Origin of the sequence: Metabacillus sp. 84 (genome assembly GCF_050107715.1) — a bacterium.
Taxonomy (GTDB): Bacteria; Bacillota; Bacilli; order Bacillales; family Bacillaceae; genus Metabacillus_B.
On the sequence record NZ_JBNILN010000003.1, the window covers coordinates 325,343 to 344,160 of the forward strand.

An 18,818-nucleotide genomic window follows, 5' to 3' on the forward strand; every position below is an offset into this window, starting at 1 on the left:
CGGAGGGGTTCAGATGAGGCAACAGCTTATGATATTGAAGAGAAGACTGCGCATAATGGAAATCACCATCTTCCAGACACCCGAATTCGGCCATACGAAAGGGTATCAAAAAGTATATAGCTGCACAATCCCTGCTAAGGACCAAACAGATGCCCTCGAGAAAACGTTTAAAACATTTAATGTTCAGGATACGGTTCCAGAAGATTATGAAGCAAGATTTATTCGCACCGGCGATATCGTAAGCATTGAAGAAGAAAAAAGAGGAGTGGCATATTACAGGCTTCACTCAGGCGGCTGGAAAAAAATTAATCGCATACATGTGAGATAAAAAAACAAGCAGCGAATGGTTCATCCGCTGCTTGTACACATTATAGTTGATAGCCCGGTCCGTTTTTTCGTTTTCCGGCACTCTGTTCTTTTCCATGGGCGTTTTCTTCAGCCACGATCGCTTCAGGCGGTATATGGTTGTTTTTCTTCGGAGCGTTCACGCGGTTCCTATGTTTTTTGCCCATTTGACTACCTCCACATAAAGGGGATATGGTTATGCTTCTAATGATTATTTGCATCCTGGGTGCAATCTCTACAATTTCGGCTCTGCTTGTAAAAAGAGAACTTGAAAAGCTTTTTTATAAAGGAAAAAGCCGTTTTTTCTTTCATTTGCTTAACCTTTACTTCGTTAGTCTGCTCATTAGCTTTTCGGAAATTGTATTCTTCAGTAAGTTTCACGATTTTAACGGATTCTCCATGTATTTCATCGAAATGATTAAAATTTCCCTTCTGTACTTCCCTTTTTATTTAGGAGCTGCCTGGCTGTTTGAAAAGTACTTGAAGAGTATGAAAAAATACTATGCAGAAGGAAACGTCCTCGTAATCAAGCCGAAGTACCTTTCCAGAAAACAGCTTCCATAGTGCGCGCAATCAAAGTACAATAAAAGTATAGCATCTGATGCTTAACAGAAGGAATAATAGGAGGACGGTTTGATGAGTGTACATATTGGAGCGAAAGAAGGCCAGATAGCAGAAACGATTCTGCTTCCGGGAGATCCGCTTAGGGCAAAATACATTGCCGATACATTCCTTGAAAATCCTGAGTGCTACAATGAAGTGCGGGGCATGCTCGGATTTACAGGAACATATAAAGGAGAACGCATATCTGTTCAGGGAACAGGCATGGGTGTTCCATCCATTTCAATTTATGTAAACGAACTCATTCAAAGCTACAATGTTCAGCAGCTGATCCGTGTGGGAACATGCGGAGCCATTCAAAAGGACGTTAAGGTGAGAGATGTGATTCTCGCCATGAGTGCCTCAACAGATTCTCAAATGAATCGCATGACATTCGGTGGAATCGATTATGCCCCGACTGCAGATTTTGATTTGCTGAAACGAGCTTACGATGCCGGAACCGAAAAAGGCTTGCATTTAAGAGCAGGCAGCGTATTTACAGCAGATATGTTCTATAACGAAAACGCAGACTGGGAAAAGTGGGCGCGCTACGGGATCCTGGCGATTGAAATGGAATCTTCCGCGCTCTACACATTAGCAGCGAAATTCGGACGCAAGGCTTTGTCAGTACTGACAGTCAGCGACCACCTCCTGACCGGAGAAGAAACAACCTCTGAAGAACGCCAGACAACGTTCAATGAAATGATCGAAGTTGCACTGGATGCAGCAATACAGAAATGATTTAGTAAAAGATGCCTGAACCGGGCATCTTTTACTGTTAGGACCCGTTCCCTGGAAATCCGGAAGTATTCGCTGCCGATCAGCAAGTTCCAGAGACTTTAAGGTTGGCTGCCTCCTATTTTTTTATCATCCTTTCTTTAAAGGAATGGTAAATATAGTTTTTTTCTTTTATGGCCATAATGGTACAATTGAATTTGCTGAAAACAGATACTTTACGATTTAGGTGGTCGGTTTGATATGAAAAAAATGTTTGCCTGTTCAGTAGTCCCGTTCATGCTTTTCACAGCTGCCTGCTCCGTGGAGATGGAAGAAAATCTTCCGTCCAATGACGGTCAGAAACAAACGGAAGAAAAAGAAATTGGAAGCGTACAGGAAAATCAGCTTGTATTGGAAAACGAATACTTCAACGCACTGGAAACGGTTGAGGGGGAAGATGTTATTACAAATCCCGAAAATATATTAGTTTTGGTTAATAAGGAATACACACTTCCTGCTGACTACAAACCAAAAGATCTAACTGTTCCAAATGTACCTTTTTCATTCGGAGAAGCCGATGTACCCCAAAAATACATAAGAAAAGAAGCAGCAGCCGCTCTGGAGAAGCTTTTTGATGGCGCGAAAAAGAACAGCATTGAACTGTTTGCCGTTTCGGGGTTCCGTTCATATGACCGGCAGGAAAACATATTGGATCAGGAAATTACGTCTAAAGGCGAAGCAAAGGCAGAGCAAGCGGTTGCACATCCCGGTCAGAGTGAGCATCAAACCGGTCTTGCTATGGATATTTCCAGCAGAAGTGCAGATCTTGAAATTTCTAAAAAATTCGGCGAGACAAAAGAAGGCAAGTGGGTGAAGGAAAATGCTTATAAATACGGCTACATTATCCGCTACCCTGAAGATAAAGCTGAGGTCACTGAATATCAATATGAACCATGGCACTTAAGATATGTAGGGGAAAAAACGGCGAAAGTGCTGCATGAGAAAAACCTGACACTGGAAGAGTACTTTGAGCAGGTAAAAAAGATATAGCGGGTGATTATTTTGAAAAGACCGATGGATTTGCTGGATTATGGGATGACGATCCTATTCACAGGGTTTAATCCAAGTGTCATCTCAGGTCAGACGGGTCATCATTACGCAAATCCGACGAACCGTTTCTGGAAGATCCTCTTTCAATCCGGACTGACGAAAAGGCTGGTAAGGCCTGAAGAGGATAGGACCCTTCTTGCTGACGGTTACGGTTTTACAAATATCGTGCACAGACCGACTAAGGATGCATCTGAAATAACTAAGCAGGAATATGCCGCAGGACGAATTGAATTGACCGATAAAATCAGGAAATATAAACCGGGCATTGTATGCTTTGTCGGAAAAGGGGTTTACTTGCAATACAAAGGGATAAAGAAAGCACCGTGGGGGTTTCAGGCTGAACCCCTGATCGAGGGCGTAGAAGAGTTCGCTGCACCATCTTCAAGCGGACTTGTCAGAATGACAACCGCAGAAATATCAGCGATCTATAAAGAACTCGCAATTTGTACAGCAAAAAGGAACTGATCAGAGGACCGGTTCCTTTTTGCTTCTTTAGGATTAAAAGAAAAACAATCCTCCGATTGCTAAACCGGTAATAAACCCAAGTCCGATTCCGTAAGCAGGATAGTATGGGTAATAACCATATCCCCGTCCGTAAAATCCCATCCCAAAAGCGCCTCTCGGCCGGGGGCCATTTGGCTGGATGTATACCCGGCTTCTTGTTACATTGACGATTCTGCCGGAATGCACATTCCCAAAACGGTCAGTTATGCGGGCATGCTTGCCCCGGTGCTGGCTGCACATTTGATAATAGTTTTGGCTCAAACCTGATCCCTCCAATTTTATCCTTACCTTGTACGATATGAAAGGAGGGAAAGGCAGGTTTGTACGTATATCCCGGTTTAGGGTATTTTATGAGTCTGTTTTTGCCGGCTGGATTTCCGCAGCTGACGGAAGAAGTTCAAGAACTGCCTTAATGCCGCTCTAAAGGAGTCTTGGCCCTGCGCCTCACCTGAGCAAAAGAACGGCGAAGCAGAAAAGTGTTAATAAAACGGCTAAAGAGTATTGCTTAGACCTTTTTTCTGCTGTTTGAACTTTCCCCTGGAAACCGGGGTATAAGGAATAAAATGCTGAAGAACTTCTGAAGCGCTTCTTCATGATGGCTTGACGGTCAGCAGCGGGCGGCTATAAACGCGCGGTAGCTTAAGTAACCGCTGTATTTTTGCAGGATAAGCTGATGCGCTTGATAAACATCAAATACCTCGGGAGGAACGCTTTCATCCATCATCAGTTCATGATCCGGCTGTTCATCGTCATACGTAAAGGAAAATTCTTCGGCTTTCAAGCTGCGCACCTCACAATATCCACACGAGCCGAACAGGTTCTGCCATTCTTTTTCAGACAATAGCGCCTTAAATCCGTAAAAATCCATGATTTCATTCCGGCTTGCTGAATGAAGTGGCTGCTCAAGAATCACTTCAACCGCTCCGAGTTTTCCTCCCGGGACAAGTACTCTGCGGCATTCCTTTAATGCGGCAGAAGTGTCCGTAAAGGAGAGCACGGATTCACTGAACACCGCATCAAAGTGGGACCCGGGATAGGGCATTTGTTCAAGCTTTCCCTGCTGAACGGAAGCAGATTCCCCAAGCCTCTCCCTGGCTTTTCTGACCATCCGCTCATCTGCGTCGATCCCGGATGGGCTATACCCCAATGCGGAAAGATAGGAAAGCGTTTGGCCTGTGCCGCATCCAGCATCTAATATGCGGCAAGGGAAGGGGAGGTCCATAGCCGGCAGGAACTGCTTTGTTAGCTGCAATCCTCCTGGATGGGCTCCTGCTATTCCCAGCGCAGCAATCATATTTAAATAGTCCGGCAAAAAATCGTCTCCTTTGCACATTAGCTGTTGCTCTGCATTTACACAATATGCAAATAAGACTGAATTGGTTTAACAGCTTCTGAACAGGCAGTACCGGGCCATAATCGCTTTCAGCCTGGACCGGATCAGGGATGTGACTTCAGATTTGCAGACTATTTTCATCGAACTGCTTAAGTTAAGTGATGTAATGAAGATTGAGATTTTGTTTTGTACATAAGTTGTTACCTGATTTTCATAGAAAAGAATTTTTTTTTGGATTTTCTCATCCACTTCCTCCAGCAATGAAAATGAAAAGCTGATCATTTCCCTGTCTATATCCATTACATAATCACGAAGAAGCATCATGCATCCTCCTTTTTCTTTTTTTGTAATAAAATTTACACAGAGTTTACATAAATTTCATGAGAAAAGTGTCGAAAATTTTAAAAAAATTTATTGGACAAAATCCTGCAAAGGCAGTATTAGTTGACGTTTTAACAGGACTCGGACATAATGAAATTCATAATGAGGTGATGATAAAGTGAATAAAAATGTAAAGCTGTTATTAATCGTTTTATTAACAGCTATCATAAGTTCAGGTCTGACAATGACACTGATCAAACCGGAAAAAGTCGTAAAGGAAAAGGAAGCAGAACAAAATCCGGACTTTGCTAAATTGTATGATACATACGAAAAATTGGAACAGGAATATTATCAGAATACAAGTAAGGAAAAGATGGTGGACGGAGCAATAAACGGAATGGTTGAGGCATTGGGGGATCCTTACAGTTCCTATATGAATGCTGAAGATTCCAAAAGCTTTAATGAAACGATCTCTTCCTCTTTTGAAGGAATTGGAGCAGAACTGCAGGAAGTGGAAGGACAAGTCATGATTGTCTCCCCGATTAAAGGCTCTCCTGCTGAAAAAGCCGGGTTAAAACCAAAAGATAAAATACTAAAAGTGAACGGCAAAAGTATAAAGGGGAAGAGTGTCAACGACACAGTAGGGCTAATCAGAGGGGATAAAGGCACCTCTGTCAAGATTGGTGTTGAGCGGGAAGGTTCCCAGCAGCTTGAATTTTCTATCGTTAGAGATGAGATACCCATTGAAACCGTCTATACAGACGTGGAAGACGGGATTGGAAAAATACAGGTTACAACCTTTTCGAATGACACAGCCACGGATTTCCGTAAAGCTGTAGATGAGCTTGAAAGGAAAAATGTCAAGGGAATCGTGATTGACCTCCGTCAAAATCCGGGCGGACTTATGCAAGAGGCAATTTTGATGAGTGAACTGTTTATACCTAAAGGAAAAAACGTTATGCAGGTGGAGAATAAAGACGGAACGAAAGAAGTGCATGCATCCAGAAATGATGATCCGGTCGACATCCCAACCGCTGTCGTCATTGATGAAGGGACGGCAAGTGCCGGAGAAATTATGGCGGCTGCATTAAATGAATCGGCCGGCATCCCTTTGTTTGGGGAAAAAACGTTTGGAAAAGGAACCATCCAGACATCCGCCCAATTTAATGATGGCTCATCCATTAAATACACGATCGCTAAATGGCTGACACCTGGCGGAACGTGGGTTCATGAAAATGGAATAAAGCCGGAAAAAAAGGTCTCACTGCCAGACTACTCAAAGCTGCCTTATTTGGATCCATCCAAAACATTAAAATCCGGAGATGCTTCCAAAGAGGTGAAAACCGCTCAGGAATTTCTGAGTGCTCTCGGCTACGGCAAAGAAAAGTCCGGAGTATTCGATTCAGAGATGGAAAAATCGGTGAAAAATTACCAGGAAGATCATGATTTGAAGCAAACCGGTATGATTGATGAAGACACGGCTATGTCTATGCTCACATCTTTACAGGAGCTTATTAGAAAAAATGATACCCAGCTTAAAGAAGCGGCAGAGTCTTTAAAATAAGCTCTCATACAAATTCCTGGAGCAATTGATTTGAGTTTATAACCCAAGACCGTATAAGCGGTTTTGGGTTTTTTAGGATTAAAAATAGTTATAATTTGACCGCTTCCTATTAGCCATTTATAATTAATTTGAATTTGAGATGTTTGATGCTGAAGGAATTTTGTGGGCCTAAACATGCTAAAAGGAGAGATTCACATGGCTAATCTTAATGTAGCGATCATTTATTACAGTTCTACTGGCACCAATTATCAAATGGCAAAATGGGCAGAAGAGGGAGCCCGATCATTCGGAGCAGATGTCAAAGTTCTAAAAGTAAAGGAGCTCGCACCACAAGAAGCAATTGAATCGAACCCTGCCTGGAAAGCGCACATTGAGGCTGCGGCACATGTCCCTGAAGCTTCACTTGGAGATTTAGAATGGGCGGATGCCATCATCTTCAGTGCTCCTACTCGTTTTGGGAATGTCCCTTCACAAATGAAGCAGTTTTTGGATACGACTGGAGGATTATGGTTCCAGGGAAAGCTTGCGAATAAGGTTGTAAGCGCCATGTCTTCAGCCAGCAATCCTCATGGCGGACAGGAGCAGACAATCCTTAGCCTTTATGCCACGATGTATCATTGGGGTGCGATTGTAGCTGCTCCGGGATATACAGACCAATCAGCTTTCACTTCAGGCGGCAATCCATATGGAAACAGTGTAACGGTCGGACAGGATGGAGTAATGCAGGAAGATATTCAGGAAGCTGTCAAACATCAGGCTAAGCGGACCGCAATGGTAGCTGCGGCCATTAAAAGCGGACTATAACGGTAAAGGGGGCTTTTAGAGCCCCTTTAATCATGTAAACCCTCCAGCCTCATACAATAGGAGGAGGCATTTAAATGGAGTGGTCTATGTGGATTTTGATATTCAAAAAGAACGGATCTTCAGTCTTGCATCCTTGCGGGAATACTTGATGACCAGGACAACCGAGCGTAAAGAAATTCAGAACCCGGAAGGAAAAAAGCAGAAATATTCCATTGCGGAATCGGATGAAATAGTCAAAACTAAGCTTAAAAGCAAAAGAGCAAAAGCGCTTCTTCAGCATGATGGGCATGCCGTCATGGCAACAATGGACAAAAGCATGCAAGAGTCCTATATAGCCAAATTGCTTGTAAGCGGGATGACAGCCGCCCGGATCAATTGCGGTCATGATGGGGTGAAGGAGTGGAAAGAGATCATCAGCCGTTTAAAAAGAGCGGCTGAAATGACAAACATTCATACGTGTAAAATCTATATGGATTTAAGCGGGCCGAAAATCAGAATTATAGGCCTGCCGAACGGGCTTCAGCAAATGAAAATCCACAAGGGCCAGACGATTCGCATTGCTCTGAATCAATCGCATATGGCAGATTCTTTTATAACAAACATGCCAAAAGCTTTTCAAAATGCCAAAAAAGGAGACCGGCTTCTAATTAATGATGGAACGATTCAAGCAGCCATTATTTATATAGAGAAGGAAATGGTCATAGCGGAACTGGTAAAAGGTCATAAGGAAAGTTTTTCAATTAAAGTAAATGACGGAATCAATTTGCCGGATTCGCTGACGTTTTTGTCACTCCCGGCAATGTCTGAGCAAGATATCAAAGAAAGTGCATTTACATTTAAACATGCGGATATTGTGGGTCTTTCATTTGTCCATTCAGCCGGGGATCTGAGGGCCTTAAAGAATCTGATGCTTCAGAAAACAGGAAAGGTGCTGCCGGTGACAGCCAAGATCGAAACAGAGTATGCGATCAAAAATCTGCCGGCCATCATTTCAGAAGGATTAAAGCATAAAGGCTTCGGCATAATGGCTGCACGGGGAGATTTGGCTGTTGAAGCTGGGTTTGAAAGTCTTGGAAGACTCCAGGAGGAAATCATGAATGTATGCCATCACTCACAAACACCGCTCATTTATGCCACAGAAGTATTGAGCACACTTGCCAAAACAGGAATGCCGAAGCGGCCTGAAATCATCGATGCCTACCTTTCTCATCAGACAGCCTGCACGATGCTCAATAAGGGGCCGTTTATTCCTGAAGCTATTTCCATGCTGAAACGGATTGGGACGGACCGAAAGCGAAAGTTATCCTTTTACACGGCCGGACTATTGGAGGACTGAACAGTTAATGAAGCACATTTATAAAAAAGGAACCTCTAAAAAAACCATCCTGCTATTACACGGAACAGGCGGAAGTGAGCATGATTTGCTTCCTCTCGGACCAATGATTGAACCGGAAGCCGGCTTATTGTCCGTTCGCGGCAATGTGTCTGAAAATGGAATGCCGAGATTTTTTAAACGTCTGTCAGAAGGTGTTTTCGATGAAGAGGATTTAGTTGAACGCACGAAAGAACTTTATCAGTTTCTCTCAGACGCATCAGTGGAATATGGGTTTGACCGTTCAGAAGTGATTGCTTTAGGCTATTCAAATGGAGCAAACATTGCGGCCAGTATGCTTTACCACTTCTCGGATGCGTTTAAATCTGCGATTCTGCACCATCCGATGGTTCCGCTCAGGAATCGTTCGCTTCAGGATTTAAACGGAGTAGCTGTCTTTATCGGAGCAGGGGAGAATGATCCAATTTGCACACCTGGCGAGTCAAAGGAACTTGCAGCTGCATTGGAGCAGGCTGGCGCAAGTGTAAAACTTCACTGGGAGCGCAACGGGCATCAGCTGACGGAACCGGAAGTGCGGGCTGCGGCAAACTGGTATAGCAAGAACTGAAAACCCTTTGCGGATCTTTCCGCAAAGGGTTTTTTGTAAACTTTATTGAGCTGTATATCCGCCGTCCAATACGACAGCCTGCCCTGTAACACCGCGAGCTTTATCGCTTGAGAGGAAGATGGCATAATCTGCAATTTCTTCAACTGTAAGCAGGCGTTTTTGCGGGATGAGCGGATAAAGAACATCCTCGAGCACTTTTTCGAGTGGTACGTTTCGAGTTGTAGCCAGGTCCTGCATTTGATTGCGTACGAGTGGGGTATCCACATATCCCGGGCAAAGTGCATTTACTGTAATCCCATGCTCTGCGCCTTCAAGTGCTGCAACTTTTGTCAAGCCGATTACACCATGCTTCGCACTGTTGTATCCAGCTTTTCCAGCAAATCCGATGACTCCATTAATCGATGACATGTTGATAATGCGGCCGAATCCCTGCTCTTTCATTTTAGGGAAAACATGTTTGATCGCCATGAATGGGGCTGTCAGCATGATTTTGACTAATAGCTCATATCTTTGTGTGCTGAATTCCTCAATCGGGGAAACGTGCTGCATGCCTGCATTGTTGATTAATATGTCGAGGCTGCCAAAATGGGAAACAGCTTCATCGATTGCCTGGATCAGCTCTTCCTCATTGGTTACATCACATTTAATTCCGAGAGTCTGATGGCCGCTTTCTGCCAGTGTATCCGCAGCCTTTTTCACACCTTCTTCATTCAAATCAGTGAGAACAACCTTTGCCCCTTCCTGAGCAAATTTTTCCCCGATTTCATACCCGATGCCCTGTGCAGCACCCGTAATAAATACAACTTTATTCTGTACCATAATGATCTCCTTCCACTAAGAAAAATTTTATTTAAAATTAGAGCTTACAAAGTGTAATATCTAATTTTATTTATTAATAAATCCCTGCTGATGCCAGCAGGAGAGCGACGATCAGTGAGATTGTCGGGAGAATCAGCCCAACGACTGCAACATCCATATAAGAATCCTTATGCTTTAATCCGGTCACGGTTAAAAGTGTCAGCAGTGCCCCGTTATGAGGCAGAATGGATGCACCTGAAGCAACTGCTGCTATTCTGTGGAATGCATCCGGAGATATGCCGCTTGACTGCGAAAGCTGATAATATTGATCTCCCAGTGCCTGTAAGGCAATGCCCATTCCACCAGAAGCGGAACCTGTAATACTTGCAAGCAGCTGGACGGCAAGTGCCTCTGAAATGAGCGGATTTCCGCCGATTCCCATAATCATATCCGTGATGTTTGAAAAACTGGGTACGGCGGTTACGACAGCTCCGAATCCGACGGCTGCACTTGTGTTAATGATGGCCATAACCGATCCGCTGGCCCCGCCATTGATTGCACTTATAAACAGTTTAAACTTTTTAATGCTCAAGACCATAATCACAATGATTCCAATTAAAAGGGAAGGCAGGATGTCGAGATTAATGACATTGAGTGTTACCACGACGACAATAAGCGGAATGATGGAAACATAAGGGTTCGGAAGGGCAGAAGGATCAATTTGCTTCACTTCGCTTCCACCCTTTGGATCTGTATATCCTTCCCCTTTTTCCTTTAGCTTTCTGCCGCGCCATGCCAGATACAGGTATCCTCCCACTGCCATAATCAGTCCTGCGGCTATCCCGGTTACAGGTCCCGCTAATGGAGTGGTATTAAAGTAATCCGTAGGGATAATATTCTGAATCTGCGGCGTACCCGGCAGAGCAGTCATCGTGAAGGTGAAAGCTCCTAATACGAGTGTAGCCGGTATCAGCTTTCTTGATAAATCAGCCGCCTTAAAAAGGGCAATGGTAAGGGGGTATAACGCAAACACAACGACGAACAGGCTGACTCCGCCGTAGGTGAGCACAGCCGCCCCGATGAGAACACCGAGAACCGCCCGCTCTTTGCCGATAAAATCCGTGATTTTATAAGCAACCGCCTGTGCCATTCCTGTTTCTTCCATCAGCTTTCCGAAAATGGCTCCCAAAAGAAAGACAGGAAACCATTTTTTTGTAAAGCCAACAAAGCCCTGCATATACGTTTCCGTATAGGACGGAAGGAGGTCCATCCCTTCAATCCCTGCGACGAGAAGGGATATCAGCGGCGCGATCCAGATGATTGACCAGCCAAAATAGGCAAGGACCATAAGTAAAATTAATCCGAGTATTATACTGAACATGTCCTGAGTCTCCTTGTATCAATTTATGTACTAGCATTCCTCAAACCCTGCAAAAGTATTGTATATCCAATAATTCCTGTTTTAAAACGTAACGGGCAAAAGGAAAAAGCGGGTGAGCTTCCCGCTTTTCATCCTGTTTTTATTAAAGCCATTCTGCTACTTGATCGAGCGAAATTCTTTCACTTTTATGAGCAGATTTGGCTGCTTTCCCTACGGAAATGAGCATAACCGGTACATATCGTCCGGCTACTTTAAATTCTTTAATAAAGGCTTCACCGTTAAATCCGCCGATTGCACATGTATCAAATCCTTTTGCTTTAGCGGCAAGCATAAGCTGCATGGCTGCTAAAGAAGCATTGGAGTATGCGGCATCTCTTGCGTAGACTGGATTTTCATAAGCGCCATGAATCTGGCCGGCAAGGGTTTCTTTAATTTCTTTAGACATATGGCCAGCCTCAACCAGCGGGCTGTACACCTGTTCCACATTTTTATTCGCTTCCAGATCGCCAAGAATGGCAATAACCGCTGAGGATTCTATAATCTGGTTTTGACTGTAAGCGATTGGATGCAATCTTTCCTTCGCTTCATCGCTGTGGAACACCATGAAGTTCCAGTGCTGGAGGTTCCAGGCGGATGGAGCTTTAACAGCTGATTCCAGGATGGATGTAAGCTCAGCTTTGGAAATGGCTTCGGATGGATCATAATGACGGATAGAAGTGCGGTCCTCCATTAAAGTCAGCAAATCTTCTGCAATAGTTGTCATGGAAAAACTCCCCCTTAGTAAAATAATGGCATAATGGATATAATAGACAAAAAGTAACGCGCTCACTTATAGTAAGCTTGTCGAACCTTGTCTATGATAAAACGCTGTTCAATTAATTGTCAAGAATGAGGCTTGAAAAGGTGGAGATGGTATGAAATTCCCGAATTGTCCGCACGTAGAATTTGCCTTTAAACTCCTTGGTAAACGGTGGAACGGAATGATCGTTCATGTCTTGATGGATGGTCCAAAGCGATTTAAAGATTTAAGTGAAATCATCCCTAGTATTAGTCAAAAGATGCTTGCCGAACGTTTAAAAGAATTGGAAAATACAGAAATGGTTGAGCGCATTGTCTATCCTGAAACTCCTGTAAAAGTGATTTATCAGCTGACCGAAAAGGGTATGGCATTAAAGAACGTCATGAAAGAAATCCAAATTTGGGGCAACCGATATTGCTAGGAGGAAAAGATAAATGGATTCTAAAACAGTCATTGTTACCGGAGCGTCAAACGGAATAGGGGAAGGGGTTGCAGCGGCTTACTGCAAGGAAGGCTACAGTGTTGTGCTTGCTGATAAGGATGCAGAAAAGGGCAAACAGCTGGAGGAGCAGCTTTTAAAGCAGCACGACCGGGTATTGTTCATCAAAACAGATGTCAGAAATCCTGCTGAAATTACTGCGTGCATGGAAGAAGCGGTAAGAACATTCGGAGGGGTTGATATATTAATCAACAATGCCGGCGTTTCCACGTTCAAGGACCCGCTGGAGCTCTCCGTTGAAGAATGGGATGATATCCTTTCAGTTAATCTGCGCAGTGCATTTTTGTTCTCAAAAGAGGCGGCCAAGCACATGAAAGACCGGACTGGAGGCTCAATCGTGAATATCGCATCCACCAGGTCGCAAATGTCTGAGCCCCACTCAGAGGCTTATGCCGCATCCAAAGGGGGAATAGCAGCCTTAACTCATGCCCTGGCTGCATCCTTTGCAGATTATTCGATTACAGTGAACGCCATATCCCCTGGTTGGATCCACACAGGGAAACTGGAAGAACTAAGGGAGATCGATCACGCTCAGCATTTATCCGGAAGAGTGGGTGAACCATCGGATGTCGCCGGTGCCTGCCTTTACCTGACTCAATCCTCGAATAGTTTTGTAAATGGCGCAAATCTTGTAATTGATGGCGGGATGACCAGAAAAATGATCTACGAACATTAAAAGGAGGAATTTTAATGCCATGGAACAGCAGGAATTATCCGGAATCAATGAAAAACCTCCCTGGAAAGACAAGAAAAAAAGCGATAGAAATAGCCAATGCTTTGCTGGATGAAAAGTACGAAGAGGGCAGGGCGATTGCAATCGCGACGGCCCAGGCTGAAAAATGGGCGCAGGACGAAGGTGCTAAGGAAGCCTATAAGCTCCATAAAAGAGATGAAAAGTGGATCATCGAAAAGGATTCCGCCGAGCGAGCAAGCTTTTCGTTTCATACAAAAAAAGAAGCTTTAACAAAAGCGAGAAAATTGGCTGAGGAGAAAAACATTTCAATCTCCGTCTTCAAACAGGACGGCTCTGAGGATCAGACCATTAATTAATGGGAGCGGCCGGGCAAGGGCCCATTCGTTGTCCATGCCAGGTGAATAACCTATAAGTGCAGGCTAACGAAGAGGAGGAAATACCTTGTACCCATACATGATGCGCAGTGTTCCAGGCGCTCCTTACCAGCGTTTTTTCCCATTAGGCTTCCCGTTTGTCGGAGGTCTGATTGGCGGGCTCTTTGGTGGTGCGATCGGAGCAAGTTTGTTTAGACCGCCTTTTTACGGCTACGCCCCCTATCCTTATTACCCTCCCTATGGAGGAGGATTTCCAGGAGGATTTCAGGGGGGCTACCCCGGAGGCGGAGTTCCCGGCTACCCCGGAACATACTAACAACTGCCGGATAAATATGAAACGCCGCCTTTATTCAAAGGGCGGCGTTTCATGTCGAGCCGGGAACATTCGGGGTTCTCCGGGAAAAGGATGATGAAGCAGCCCGAAAAAAAGAGCCGGCATCATCAGCTCTCATTGCTGATTTCAGGCAAGGAAATCTCAGTTACATGAACATCCTCATTTTTCAGGAAAGAAAGCTCAAGATTCTCATTCTGGTAAGAAGCTTTCGTTCCTTTTCTGCGAACCGGGTGAGGGATGCTGAACGTTTTGCTTTCTCCCTTTTCAGGAAAGTTTACGATTGTGACCTGATGACTGTTATGCTGGATTTTAATATTTTTTGCAAGGCTCGCAGGAATGTGAAGTTTAAAATAAACTTTGTCAGTAGCTTCATACCAGCTTTCTCGTGGAGCTTCATTTTTTTCTTCGTGTCCCTGTTGGGAAAATTGATAAGGAAATCCGCCTTGCTGGTCTTGACCAAACACCTGGCCCATCACCTGCTGTACATAGTTTTCCACTTGATTCGGATTCATTTTCTTGAAAAAATCAGGCATTTTTTGCTGATTGAACGGATACTGCTTATTCCATGGAAACATTCAATCATCCTCTCACAACTATTTTTAATGAAGCTGATGCACAATAAGATACGTCTAGAAAACCGGATTATCCTTTAAATGCGGGCTGCAGTCCATTATATGCCGTGGGAATTCCTTTTGCTTGTTAAGCTTTAGCCGGGAAGAGTATAATGTGCATGGAGAAGCAGGGAGAGTGGATGAATGCATCACGAACATGGCAGGTACGATAAAACCGGTATGATGCTCACCGCCGGTTCTTATTTTTTATGGGGAATTCTTCCCTTGTACTGGAAGATGATCGATGAAGTCCAGTCGGAGGAAATTTTAGCTCACAGGATTGTCTGGTCGTTTATCTTTATGCTGGCCGTCATTACAGCAGCAGGAAAATGGAATGTATTGAAAACAGCCCTTTCTGAGATGAAGAGACATCCTATCGTTATTTTGAGTTTGATTTTATCTTCTGTATTGATCAGCGCCAACTGGTTTGTATATATATGGGCGGTTAACAACCACCATATTGTGGAAGCAAGTCTTGGGTATTACATTAACCCGCTAATCAGTGTCATGCTCGGTGTCCTGTTTCTTAAAGAGAAATTAAATGGCTGGCAGAAGCTTTCTTTTGGGCTTGCTTTAATCGGTGTCCTGATCTCAAGCGTTCATTTTGGAAGCTTTCCGTGGGTATCCGTCATTCTGGCCCTGAGCTTTGGACTATATGGACTAACGAAAAAACTGACAAGGCTCGATCCGGCAGCAGGACTTACTTTTGAAACACTGGCAGTTCTGCCCGCAGCAGCGGCCTATCTCGGAATGCTTCATCTAGAGGGAGATGCTGCTTTTCTATCTGGAGATGCCGGTCTTGATTTGCTCCTGGCGGGGGCCGGAGCAGTAACCGCTGTCCCGCTCCTTCTTTTTGCAGGAGGAGCGAAGCGAATTCCTTTATATTTGACGGGGATTTTGCAATATATTGCACCGACCCTTACCCTTATTGCAGGTCTTGTGCTATTCGGAGAAGCATTTACAGCGGTTGATATGATTACATTCACCTTTATTTGGTCTGCACTGCTTATATTTACCTTTTCGGGCACTAAAGCAGCCGGATTACCATCCGGTCGGAGAATAAAAAATAAGTCAGCTCGTATATAAAGGGTTTGCCTTACTGAGACAGCGCTTCATCCAAATCTAAAAGCTAAAATCCCCAATTTTAAATCCGGGAGTGGTGGTCAATGGACGAACAGCATCTTCTCGAATGCTACCGCAGGATATGGCATAACCGGAGGCTTGATTCACGCCTGCCGCCTGAAGAAGCATTGGAGGACGCTTTGATGAGGGATCTTCTGGATGAAGGAACACATCCCAGGGTCCGGAAAAGCATCACTGATAAGTACGCGCTTTCTGTCAGCCGGGTACAGGATTCCCTTCTGCAGAAAGAGGAAAAGAACGAGCTGATCATTAGATATAATACGGTTATGAACCGCTTATTGAATCATTGAATAAAGGAGCCTCAGCATGAAACCAATTGTACCTACTGAAATACAGGAATTTCTGGACAGGCACACGAATCAGGATGTATATATTCATCTTGAAACAACAACAGGTGCTTACAACGCGCATCAAAATGAGAACAGCATGACAGTCGTAGCCTTTATCAGAAATGCTAAATTGAAGTACTCCCTTGCAAAAATTACCGGCTTCGGCCCCTACCGTGTCGGCTTAAAGATGGAAGAAGGATGGACCTACGCAGAGGGCTTAACGGATTTTACGGAGGATGAACAAGGCCGCTTGCTGATTGCCGGACATCATCCTGATGGAAAACTGGCCATCGCCCTGCAGATCAGTACAAAACCATTTCCATCATGAGAAAAGGAGAATTAATAATGAATGAACATGTATTAGTTGTATTGCCGCATCCGGATGACGAATCCTATGGAGTTGCTGGCCTGATTGCCTTAAAAAGAAAAGCAGGGATTCCGGTTACATACGCATGCGGGACGCTTGGAGAAATGGGAAGGAATATGGGCAGTCCTCTGTTTGCTAACCGGGAAGTGCTTCCGCTGATCAGGAAGAGAGAGCTCGAGGATGCGTGCAAAGCAATGGATGTAACAGACCTTAGAATGCTCGGTCTCCGGGACAAGACCCTCGAATTCGAAGATATTGAAGAATTTGCCGATCGGATTGAGAGCATTATAGACGAGGTAAAGCCTACACTTGTCGTAACCTTTTACCCGGATCATGGGGTCCATCCCGATCATGATGCGACAGGCAGAGCGGTCATTCATGCCCTTAGAAGGATACCTGCTGATCAAAGACCTGTTACTTATTGCATCGCTATTACAAAAAACAGAGAAGAGGTCCTCGGACAGCCGGATGTCGTTCTTGATATCAGGGAAGCTGCAGAAATTAAGTTACAGGCCCTAAAAGCACATCGTTCCCAGACAGAAGGGTTAATGAAGCAGCTGGAGGAGAGCTTTAAAAAAGGCGGGCCTCAGCTGATGAATTTTTTCGAATCCGAAAGCTACTATCATTATAAATGGGATGCTGAAGCATAGGCACTCAAACAGGCAGTGGCTTATAAAGATTTGAAGATAAAGAATAAACCCGGGAAGCTCAAGGGGGCTGCCCGGGTTTTTTACAATTCGGTAAGCGTGATCATGGATGCAGACATAACGCTGGAAAATTTACTGCTTCTGTTGAACAGGGAGCCCAACCGTTTTTTGGATTTTTACAAGCCGCAGCGATAATCCACCAGCACCGGCTGCGAGCCCGGCAATTAAACCAATCCAGTATCCGAACGCCTCAAGACCTGTGTATTGAGCGAGGCAGAATCCGACCGGCAGGCCGATTGCCCAGTACGACACGAGAGCTGCATAAAAGGTAAAACGAACATCCTTGTAGCCCCGCAGTGCACCTTGAATCGGAGCAGCCACTGCATCGGAAATCTGGAAAAAGACCGCATAGATTAAAAAAGTTTTCGTCAGATTCAGAACCTCGGCATCCTCTGTATAAATAGAAGCGATTTGACCTCGGAACATGAGGATAACCGCTGCTGTGATCAAAGACAGGATGACGCCCGTCAGAATGCCTAAATAGCTGTATTGCTTGGCGTCCTGCCACCTTTTAGCCCCTGATTCAAAGCCGACAACGATCGTTAATGCCATTGAAATGGCCAGTGGAATCATGTATAGAAATGACGCAAAGTTCAGCGCTGCCTGGTGAGAGGCAATGGTCACCGTGCTGTATTCGCTCATAAACAATGTGACCGCAGCAAAAATGCTTGTTTCAAAAAAGATCGCCATTCCGATCGGAATCCCGATCGATAATATTTCTTTCCACTTTTGCAGAGAGACTTTATAAAATTGTTCAAAAAGAGAAAAGGAAGCAAGAGGAGCATGCTTTTTCAGCAGGATCAACGTTATGCCTGCAGCAGCCCAGTAGGTTAAGCTCGTTGCTGCTCCTGCCCCTGCTCCGCCGAGAGCAGGAAAACCGAATTTTCCGAAGATCAATAAATAATTCAAAATAAAATTGACAGGCAGGGTAAGAAGCGTAATTAGCATCGTAATTCTTGTCATACCCAATGAATCAATAAAACTTCTTAAAACTCCATAAATGAACAGCGGCAATATGCCGAAGGAAAGGGCAATCAGATAATCCTTTGCAATCGTCTCCACCTCGTTCTCAAGGGGCAGAAGCGAAAGTACCGGTTCTAGGGCCAGAAACCCTGTGAGCAGGACAACGATCGTCATGGCAACGGATAAATACAGCCCTTGAATGACGATAAATGGAACACCGTCTGTTTTTTTAGCTCCTGCAAGCTGCGCCACCATCGGAGTAACGGCCATAAAGATTCCGCTTAATCCGGTATAAACCGGGACCCATATGCTTGAACCGACCGCTACCCCTGCAAGATCCTCAGGGCTCACCTGGCCGGACATGGCCGTATCGAGGAAGGACATGGAGTAAAGCCCAAGCTGGGTAACCAGGATGGGAAAAAGTATCACGGTGAACAGTTTGATTTTTTCCTTATAAGTGTTTGTCTGATGCATCATTCCAACCTCTTCTATTCATGACATAATGTTGAATTATATCACGAATTGAAGAGAGTATTACGGCTTTTGCTTCTGGACTTTGTCAGGATTTTTTCTAAACATGC

The 18,818-nt window shown here is 44.5% G+C and carries 26 protein-coding genes; 17 read left to right on the plus strand and 9 right to left on the minus strand.

Translation table 11 applies throughout. The features are described from left to right. The first annotated feature begins 13 nt into the window (after nucleotides 1–13). On the plus strand, nucleotides 14–328 hold the full coding sequence (locus ACQCV8_RS08445; RefSeq protein WP_426844138.1) for a YodL domain-containing protein: 315 nt from the start codon (nucleotides 14–16) through the stop codon (nucleotides 326–328). 40 nt (nucleotides 329–368) lie between these two features. Here the strand turns inward: ACQCV8_RS08445 and ACQCV8_RS08450 are convergent, their stop codons facing one another. Then, the gene (locus ACQCV8_RS08450) at nucleotides 369–512 is read right to left on the minus strand and encodes a hypothetical protein (RefSeq protein ID WP_426844139.1); all 144 of its coding nucleotides are present in this window, start codon (nucleotides 510–512) and stop codon (nucleotides 369–371) included. Between the two features lie 31 nt (nucleotides 513–543). Between ACQCV8_RS08450 and ACQCV8_RS08455 the strand changes: the two genes are divergently transcribed. The 4 genes from ACQCV8_RS08455 (at nucleotide 544) to ACQCV8_RS08470 (ending at nucleotide 3,237) form a co-directional block, all read left to right on the plus strand. Further along, entirely contained in the window at nucleotides 544–909 is a 366-nt protein-coding gene (locus ACQCV8_RS08455; protein ID WP_426844140.1) for a hypothetical protein, read from the plus strand. 72 nt (nucleotides 910–981) lie between these two features. Continuing rightward, nucleotides 982–1,686 (plus strand): purine-nucleoside phosphorylase, encoded by a 705-nt coding sequence (gene deoD / locus ACQCV8_RS08460; protein WP_426844141.1) that lies wholly within the window; start codon nucleotides 982–984, stop codon nucleotides 1,684–1,686. A 237-nt stretch (nucleotides 1,687–1,923) separates the two neighbouring features. After that, nucleotides 1,924–2,712, plus strand: a complete 789-nt coding sequence (locus ACQCV8_RS08465; RefSeq protein ID WP_426844142.1) for a M15 family metallopeptidase — start codon at nucleotides 1,924–1,926, stop codon at nucleotides 2,710–2,712. Between the two features lie 24 nt (nucleotides 2,713–2,736). Next, nucleotides 2,737–3,237 carry a mismatch-specific DNA-glycosylase gene (locus ACQCV8_RS08470; RefSeq protein WP_426844258.1) on the plus strand — a complete coding sequence of 167 codons (501 nt, stop codon included), beginning with the start codon at nucleotides 2,737–2,739 and terminating at the stop codon, nucleotides 3,235–3,237. Nucleotides 3,238–3,270: 33 nt separating this feature from the next. On the opposite strand, the gene ACQCV8_RS08475 is transcribed toward ACQCV8_RS08470, so the two are convergent. The 3 genes from ACQCV8_RS08475 to ACQCV8_RS08485 all read right to left on the minus strand — a co-directional run bounded on the left by ACQCV8_RS08475 (nucleotide 3,271) and on the right by ACQCV8_RS08485 (nucleotide 4,933). After that, a complete protein-coding gene (locus ACQCV8_RS08475) occupies nucleotides 3,271–3,516 on the minus strand; it encodes a hypothetical protein (RefSeq protein ID WP_426844259.1) in 246 nt (81 codons plus the stop codon). A gap of 367 nt (nucleotides 3,517–3,883) precedes the next feature. Then, a complete protein-coding gene (locus ACQCV8_RS08480; protein ID WP_426844143.1) occupies nucleotides 3,884–4,588 on the minus strand; it encodes a class I SAM-dependent methyltransferase in 705 nt (234 codons plus the stop codon). Between the two features lie 69 nt (nucleotides 4,589–4,657). Continuing rightward, nucleotides 4,658–4,933 (minus strand): hypothetical protein, encoded by a 276-nt coding sequence (locus ACQCV8_RS08485; protein ID WP_426844144.1) that lies wholly within the window; start codon nucleotides 4,931–4,933, stop codon nucleotides 4,658–4,660. A 175-nt stretch (nucleotides 4,934–5,108) separates the two neighbouring features. On the opposite strand from ACQCV8_RS08485, the gene ACQCV8_RS08490 reads away from it, so the two are divergent. The 4 genes from ACQCV8_RS08490 (at nucleotide 5,109) to ACQCV8_RS08505 (ending at nucleotide 9,238) form a co-directional block, all read left to right on the plus strand. Next, a complete protein-coding gene (locus tag ACQCV8_RS08490; protein WP_426844145.1) occupies nucleotides 5,109–6,494 on the plus strand; it encodes a S41 family peptidase in 1,386 nt (461 codons plus the stop codon). Between the two features lie 195 nt (nucleotides 6,495–6,689). After that, nucleotides 6,690–7,298, plus strand: a complete 609-nt coding sequence (gene wrbA, locus ACQCV8_RS08495) for an NAD(P)H:quinone oxidoreductase type IV (protein WP_426844146.1) — start codon at nucleotides 6,690–6,692, stop codon at nucleotides 7,296–7,298. Between the two features lie 88 nt (nucleotides 7,299–7,386). After that, entirely contained in the window at nucleotides 7,387–8,634 is a 1,248-nt protein-coding gene (locus ACQCV8_RS08500; RefSeq protein WP_426844147.1) for a pyruvate kinase, read from the plus strand. 7 nt (nucleotides 8,635–8,641) lie between these two features. Next, complete coding sequence (locus ACQCV8_RS08505) at nucleotides 8,642–9,238, plus strand: alpha/beta hydrolase (RefSeq protein ID WP_426844148.1); 597 nt, start codon at nucleotides 8,642–8,644, stop codon at nucleotides 9,236–9,238. Between the two features lie 42 nt (nucleotides 9,239–9,280). Here ACQCV8_RS08505 and ACQCV8_RS08510 read toward each other — a convergent pair whose 3' ends face one another. The 3 genes from ACQCV8_RS08510 to ACQCV8_RS08520 all read right to left on the minus strand — a co-directional run bounded on the left by ACQCV8_RS08510 (nucleotide 9,281) and on the right by ACQCV8_RS08520 (nucleotide 12,180). Next, nucleotides 9,281–10,057 carry a 3-hydroxybutyrate dehydrogenase gene (locus tag ACQCV8_RS08510; protein WP_426844149.1) on the minus strand — a complete coding sequence of 259 codons (777 nt, stop codon included), beginning with the start codon at nucleotides 10,055–10,057 and terminating at the stop codon, nucleotides 9,281–9,283. Between the two features lie 73 nt (nucleotides 10,058–10,130). Beyond that, nucleotides 10,131–11,417, minus strand: coding sequence for a GntP family permease (locus tag ACQCV8_RS08515; protein ID WP_426844150.1), 1,287 nt, complete (start codon nucleotides 11,415–11,417; stop codon nucleotides 10,131–10,133). Between the two features lie 142 nt (nucleotides 11,418–11,559). Then, nucleotides 11,560–12,180, minus strand: a complete 621-nt coding sequence (locus ACQCV8_RS08520; protein WP_426844151.1) for a nitroreductase family protein — start codon at nucleotides 12,178–12,180, stop codon at nucleotides 11,560–11,562. Nucleotides 12,181–12,331: 151 nt separating this feature from the next. On the opposite strand from ACQCV8_RS08520, the gene ACQCV8_RS08525 reads away from it, so the two are divergent. The 4 genes from ACQCV8_RS08525 (at nucleotide 12,332) to ACQCV8_RS08540 (ending at nucleotide 14,099) form a co-directional block, all read left to right on the plus strand. Continuing rightward, nucleotides 12,332–12,637 (plus strand): winged helix-turn-helix transcriptional regulator, encoded by a 306-nt coding sequence (locus ACQCV8_RS08525; RefSeq protein WP_426844152.1) that lies wholly within the window; start codon nucleotides 12,332–12,334, stop codon nucleotides 12,635–12,637. Between the two features lie 13 nt (nucleotides 12,638–12,650). Further along, nucleotides 12,651–13,391, plus strand: coding sequence for an SDR family NAD(P)-dependent oxidoreductase (locus ACQCV8_RS08530; RefSeq protein WP_426844153.1), 741 nt, complete (start codon nucleotides 12,651–12,653; stop codon nucleotides 13,389–13,391). 14 nt (nucleotides 13,392–13,405) lie between these two features. Continuing rightward, nucleotides 13,406–13,765: a DUF2188 domain-containing protein gene (locus ACQCV8_RS08535; RefSeq protein WP_426844154.1), complete on the plus strand. Its 360-nt coding sequence runs from the start codon at nucleotides 13,406–13,408 to the stop codon at nucleotides 13,763–13,765. An 85-nt stretch (nucleotides 13,766–13,850) separates the two neighbouring features. Further along, a complete protein-coding gene (locus tag ACQCV8_RS08540) occupies nucleotides 13,851–14,099 on the plus strand; it encodes a hypothetical protein (protein ID WP_426844155.1) in 249 nt (82 codons plus the stop codon). 125 nt (nucleotides 14,100–14,224) lie between these two features. Here the strand turns inward: ACQCV8_RS08540 and ACQCV8_RS08545 are convergent, their stop codons facing one another. After that, a complete protein-coding gene (locus ACQCV8_RS08545) occupies nucleotides 14,225–14,692 on the minus strand; it encodes an Hsp20/alpha crystallin family protein (protein ID WP_426844156.1) in 468 nt (155 codons plus the stop codon). Between the two features lie 180 nt (nucleotides 14,693–14,872). On the opposite strand from ACQCV8_RS08545, the gene rarD reads away from it, so the two are divergent. The 4 genes from rarD to bshB2 all read left to right on the plus strand — a co-directional run bounded on the left by rarD (nucleotide 14,873) and on the right by bshB2 (nucleotide 17,217). Then, entirely contained in the window at nucleotides 14,873–15,814 is a 942-nt protein-coding gene (gene rarD / locus ACQCV8_RS08550; protein ID WP_426844157.1) for an EamA family transporter RarD, read from the plus strand. 80 nt (nucleotides 15,815–15,894) lie between these two features. Beyond that, on the plus strand, nucleotides 15,895–16,161 hold the full coding sequence (locus ACQCV8_RS08555; protein WP_426844158.1) for a hypothetical protein: 267 nt from the start codon (nucleotides 15,895–15,897) through the stop codon (nucleotides 16,159–16,161). Nucleotides 16,162–16,177: 16 nt separating this feature from the next. Further along, nucleotides 16,178–16,528, plus strand: a complete 351-nt coding sequence (locus tag ACQCV8_RS08560; RefSeq protein WP_426844159.1) for a YojF family protein — start codon at nucleotides 16,178–16,180, stop codon at nucleotides 16,526–16,528. A gap of 17 nt (nucleotides 16,529–16,545) precedes the next feature. Continuing rightward, entirely contained in the window at nucleotides 16,546–17,217 is a 672-nt protein-coding gene (bshB2, locus tag ACQCV8_RS08565; RefSeq protein ID WP_426844160.1) for a bacillithiol biosynthesis deacetylase BshB2, read from the plus strand. Nucleotides 17,218–17,346: 129 nt separating this feature from the next. Here bshB2 and ACQCV8_RS08570 read toward each other — a convergent pair whose 3' ends face one another. Beyond that, nucleotides 17,347–18,711 (minus strand): MATE family efflux transporter, encoded by a 1,365-nt coding sequence (locus ACQCV8_RS08570; protein ID WP_426844261.1) that lies wholly within the window; start codon nucleotides 18,709–18,711, stop codon nucleotides 17,347–17,349. Nucleotides 18,712–18,818 lie beyond the last annotated feature (107 nt).

Excerpts from the sequence above, each read along its gene's own strand:
- ACQCV8_RS08445 (WP_426844138.1), top strand. The coding sequence starts at position 14 with ATGAGGCAACAGCTTATGATATTGAAGAGAAGACTGCGCATAATGGAA.
- ACQCV8_RS08450 (WP_426844139.1), bottom strand. The coding sequence starts at position 512 with ATGGGCAAAAAACATAGGAACCGCGTGAACGCTCCGAAGAAAAACAAC.
- ACQCV8_RS08455 (WP_426844140.1), top strand. The coding sequence starts at position 544 with ATGCTTCTAATGATTATTTGCATCCTGGGTGCAATCTCTACAATTTCG.
- deoD (WP_426844141.1), top strand. The coding sequence starts at position 982 with ATGAGTGTACATATTGGAGCGAAAGAAGGCCAGATAGCAGAAACGATT.
- ACQCV8_RS08465 (WP_426844142.1), top strand. The coding sequence starts at position 1,924 with ATGAAAAAAATGTTTGCCTGTTCAGTAGTCCCGTTCATGCTTTTCACA.
- ACQCV8_RS08470 (WP_426844258.1), top strand. The coding sequence starts at position 2,737 with ATGGATTTGCTGGATTATGGGATGACGATCCTATTCACAGGGTTTAAT.
- ACQCV8_RS08475 (WP_426844259.1), bottom strand. The coding sequence starts at position 3,516 with ATGTGCAGCCAGCACCGGGGCAAGCATGCCCGCATAACTGACCGTTTT.
- ACQCV8_RS08485 (WP_426844144.1), bottom strand. The coding sequence starts at position 4,933 with ATGATGCTTCTTCGTGATTATGTAATGGATATAGACAGGGAAATGATC.
- wrbA (WP_426844146.1), top strand. The coding sequence starts at position 6,690 with ATGGCTAATCTTAATGTAGCGATCATTTATTACAGTTCTACTGGCACC.
- ACQCV8_RS08505 (WP_426844148.1), top strand. The coding sequence starts at position 8,642 with ATGAAGCACATTTATAAAAAAGGAACCTCTAAAAAAACCATCCTGCTA.
- ACQCV8_RS08510 (WP_426844149.1), bottom strand. The coding sequence starts at position 10,057 with ATGGTACAGAATAAAGTTGTATTTATTACGGGTGCTGCACAGGGCATC.
- ACQCV8_RS08515 (WP_426844150.1), bottom strand. The coding sequence starts at position 11,417 with ATGTTCAGTATAATACTCGGATTAATTTTACTTATGGTCCTTGCCTAT.
- ACQCV8_RS08520 (WP_426844151.1), bottom strand. The coding sequence starts at position 12,180 with ATGACAACTATTGCAGAAGATTTGCTGACTTTAATGGAGGACCGCACT.
- ACQCV8_RS08525 (WP_426844152.1), top strand. The coding sequence starts at position 12,332 with ATGAAATTCCCGAATTGTCCGCACGTAGAATTTGCCTTTAAACTCCTT.
- ACQCV8_RS08530 (WP_426844153.1), top strand. The coding sequence starts at position 12,651 with ATGGATTCTAAAACAGTCATTGTTACCGGAGCGTCAAACGGAATAGGG.
- ACQCV8_RS08535 (WP_426844154.1), top strand. The coding sequence starts at position 13,406 with ATGCCATGGAACAGCAGGAATTATCCGGAATCAATGAAAAACCTCCCT.
- ACQCV8_RS08545 (WP_426844156.1), bottom strand. The coding sequence starts at position 14,692 with ATGTTTCCATGGAATAAGCAGTATCCGTTCAATCAGCAAAAAATGCCT.
- rarD (WP_426844157.1), top strand. The coding sequence starts at position 14,873 with ATGCATCACGAACATGGCAGGTACGATAAAACCGGTATGATGCTCACC.
- ACQCV8_RS08555 (WP_426844158.1), top strand. The coding sequence starts at position 15,895 with ATGGACGAACAGCATCTTCTCGAATGCTACCGCAGGATATGGCATAAC.
- ACQCV8_RS08560 (WP_426844159.1), top strand. The coding sequence starts at position 16,178 with ATGAAACCAATTGTACCTACTGAAATACAGGAATTTCTGGACAGGCAC.
- bshB2 (WP_426844160.1), top strand. The coding sequence starts at position 16,546 with ATGAATGAACATGTATTAGTTGTATTGCCGCATCCGGATGACGAATCC.
- ACQCV8_RS08570 (WP_426844261.1), bottom strand. The coding sequence starts at position 18,711 with ATGCATCAGACAAACACTTATAAGGAAAAAATCAAACTGTTCACCGTG.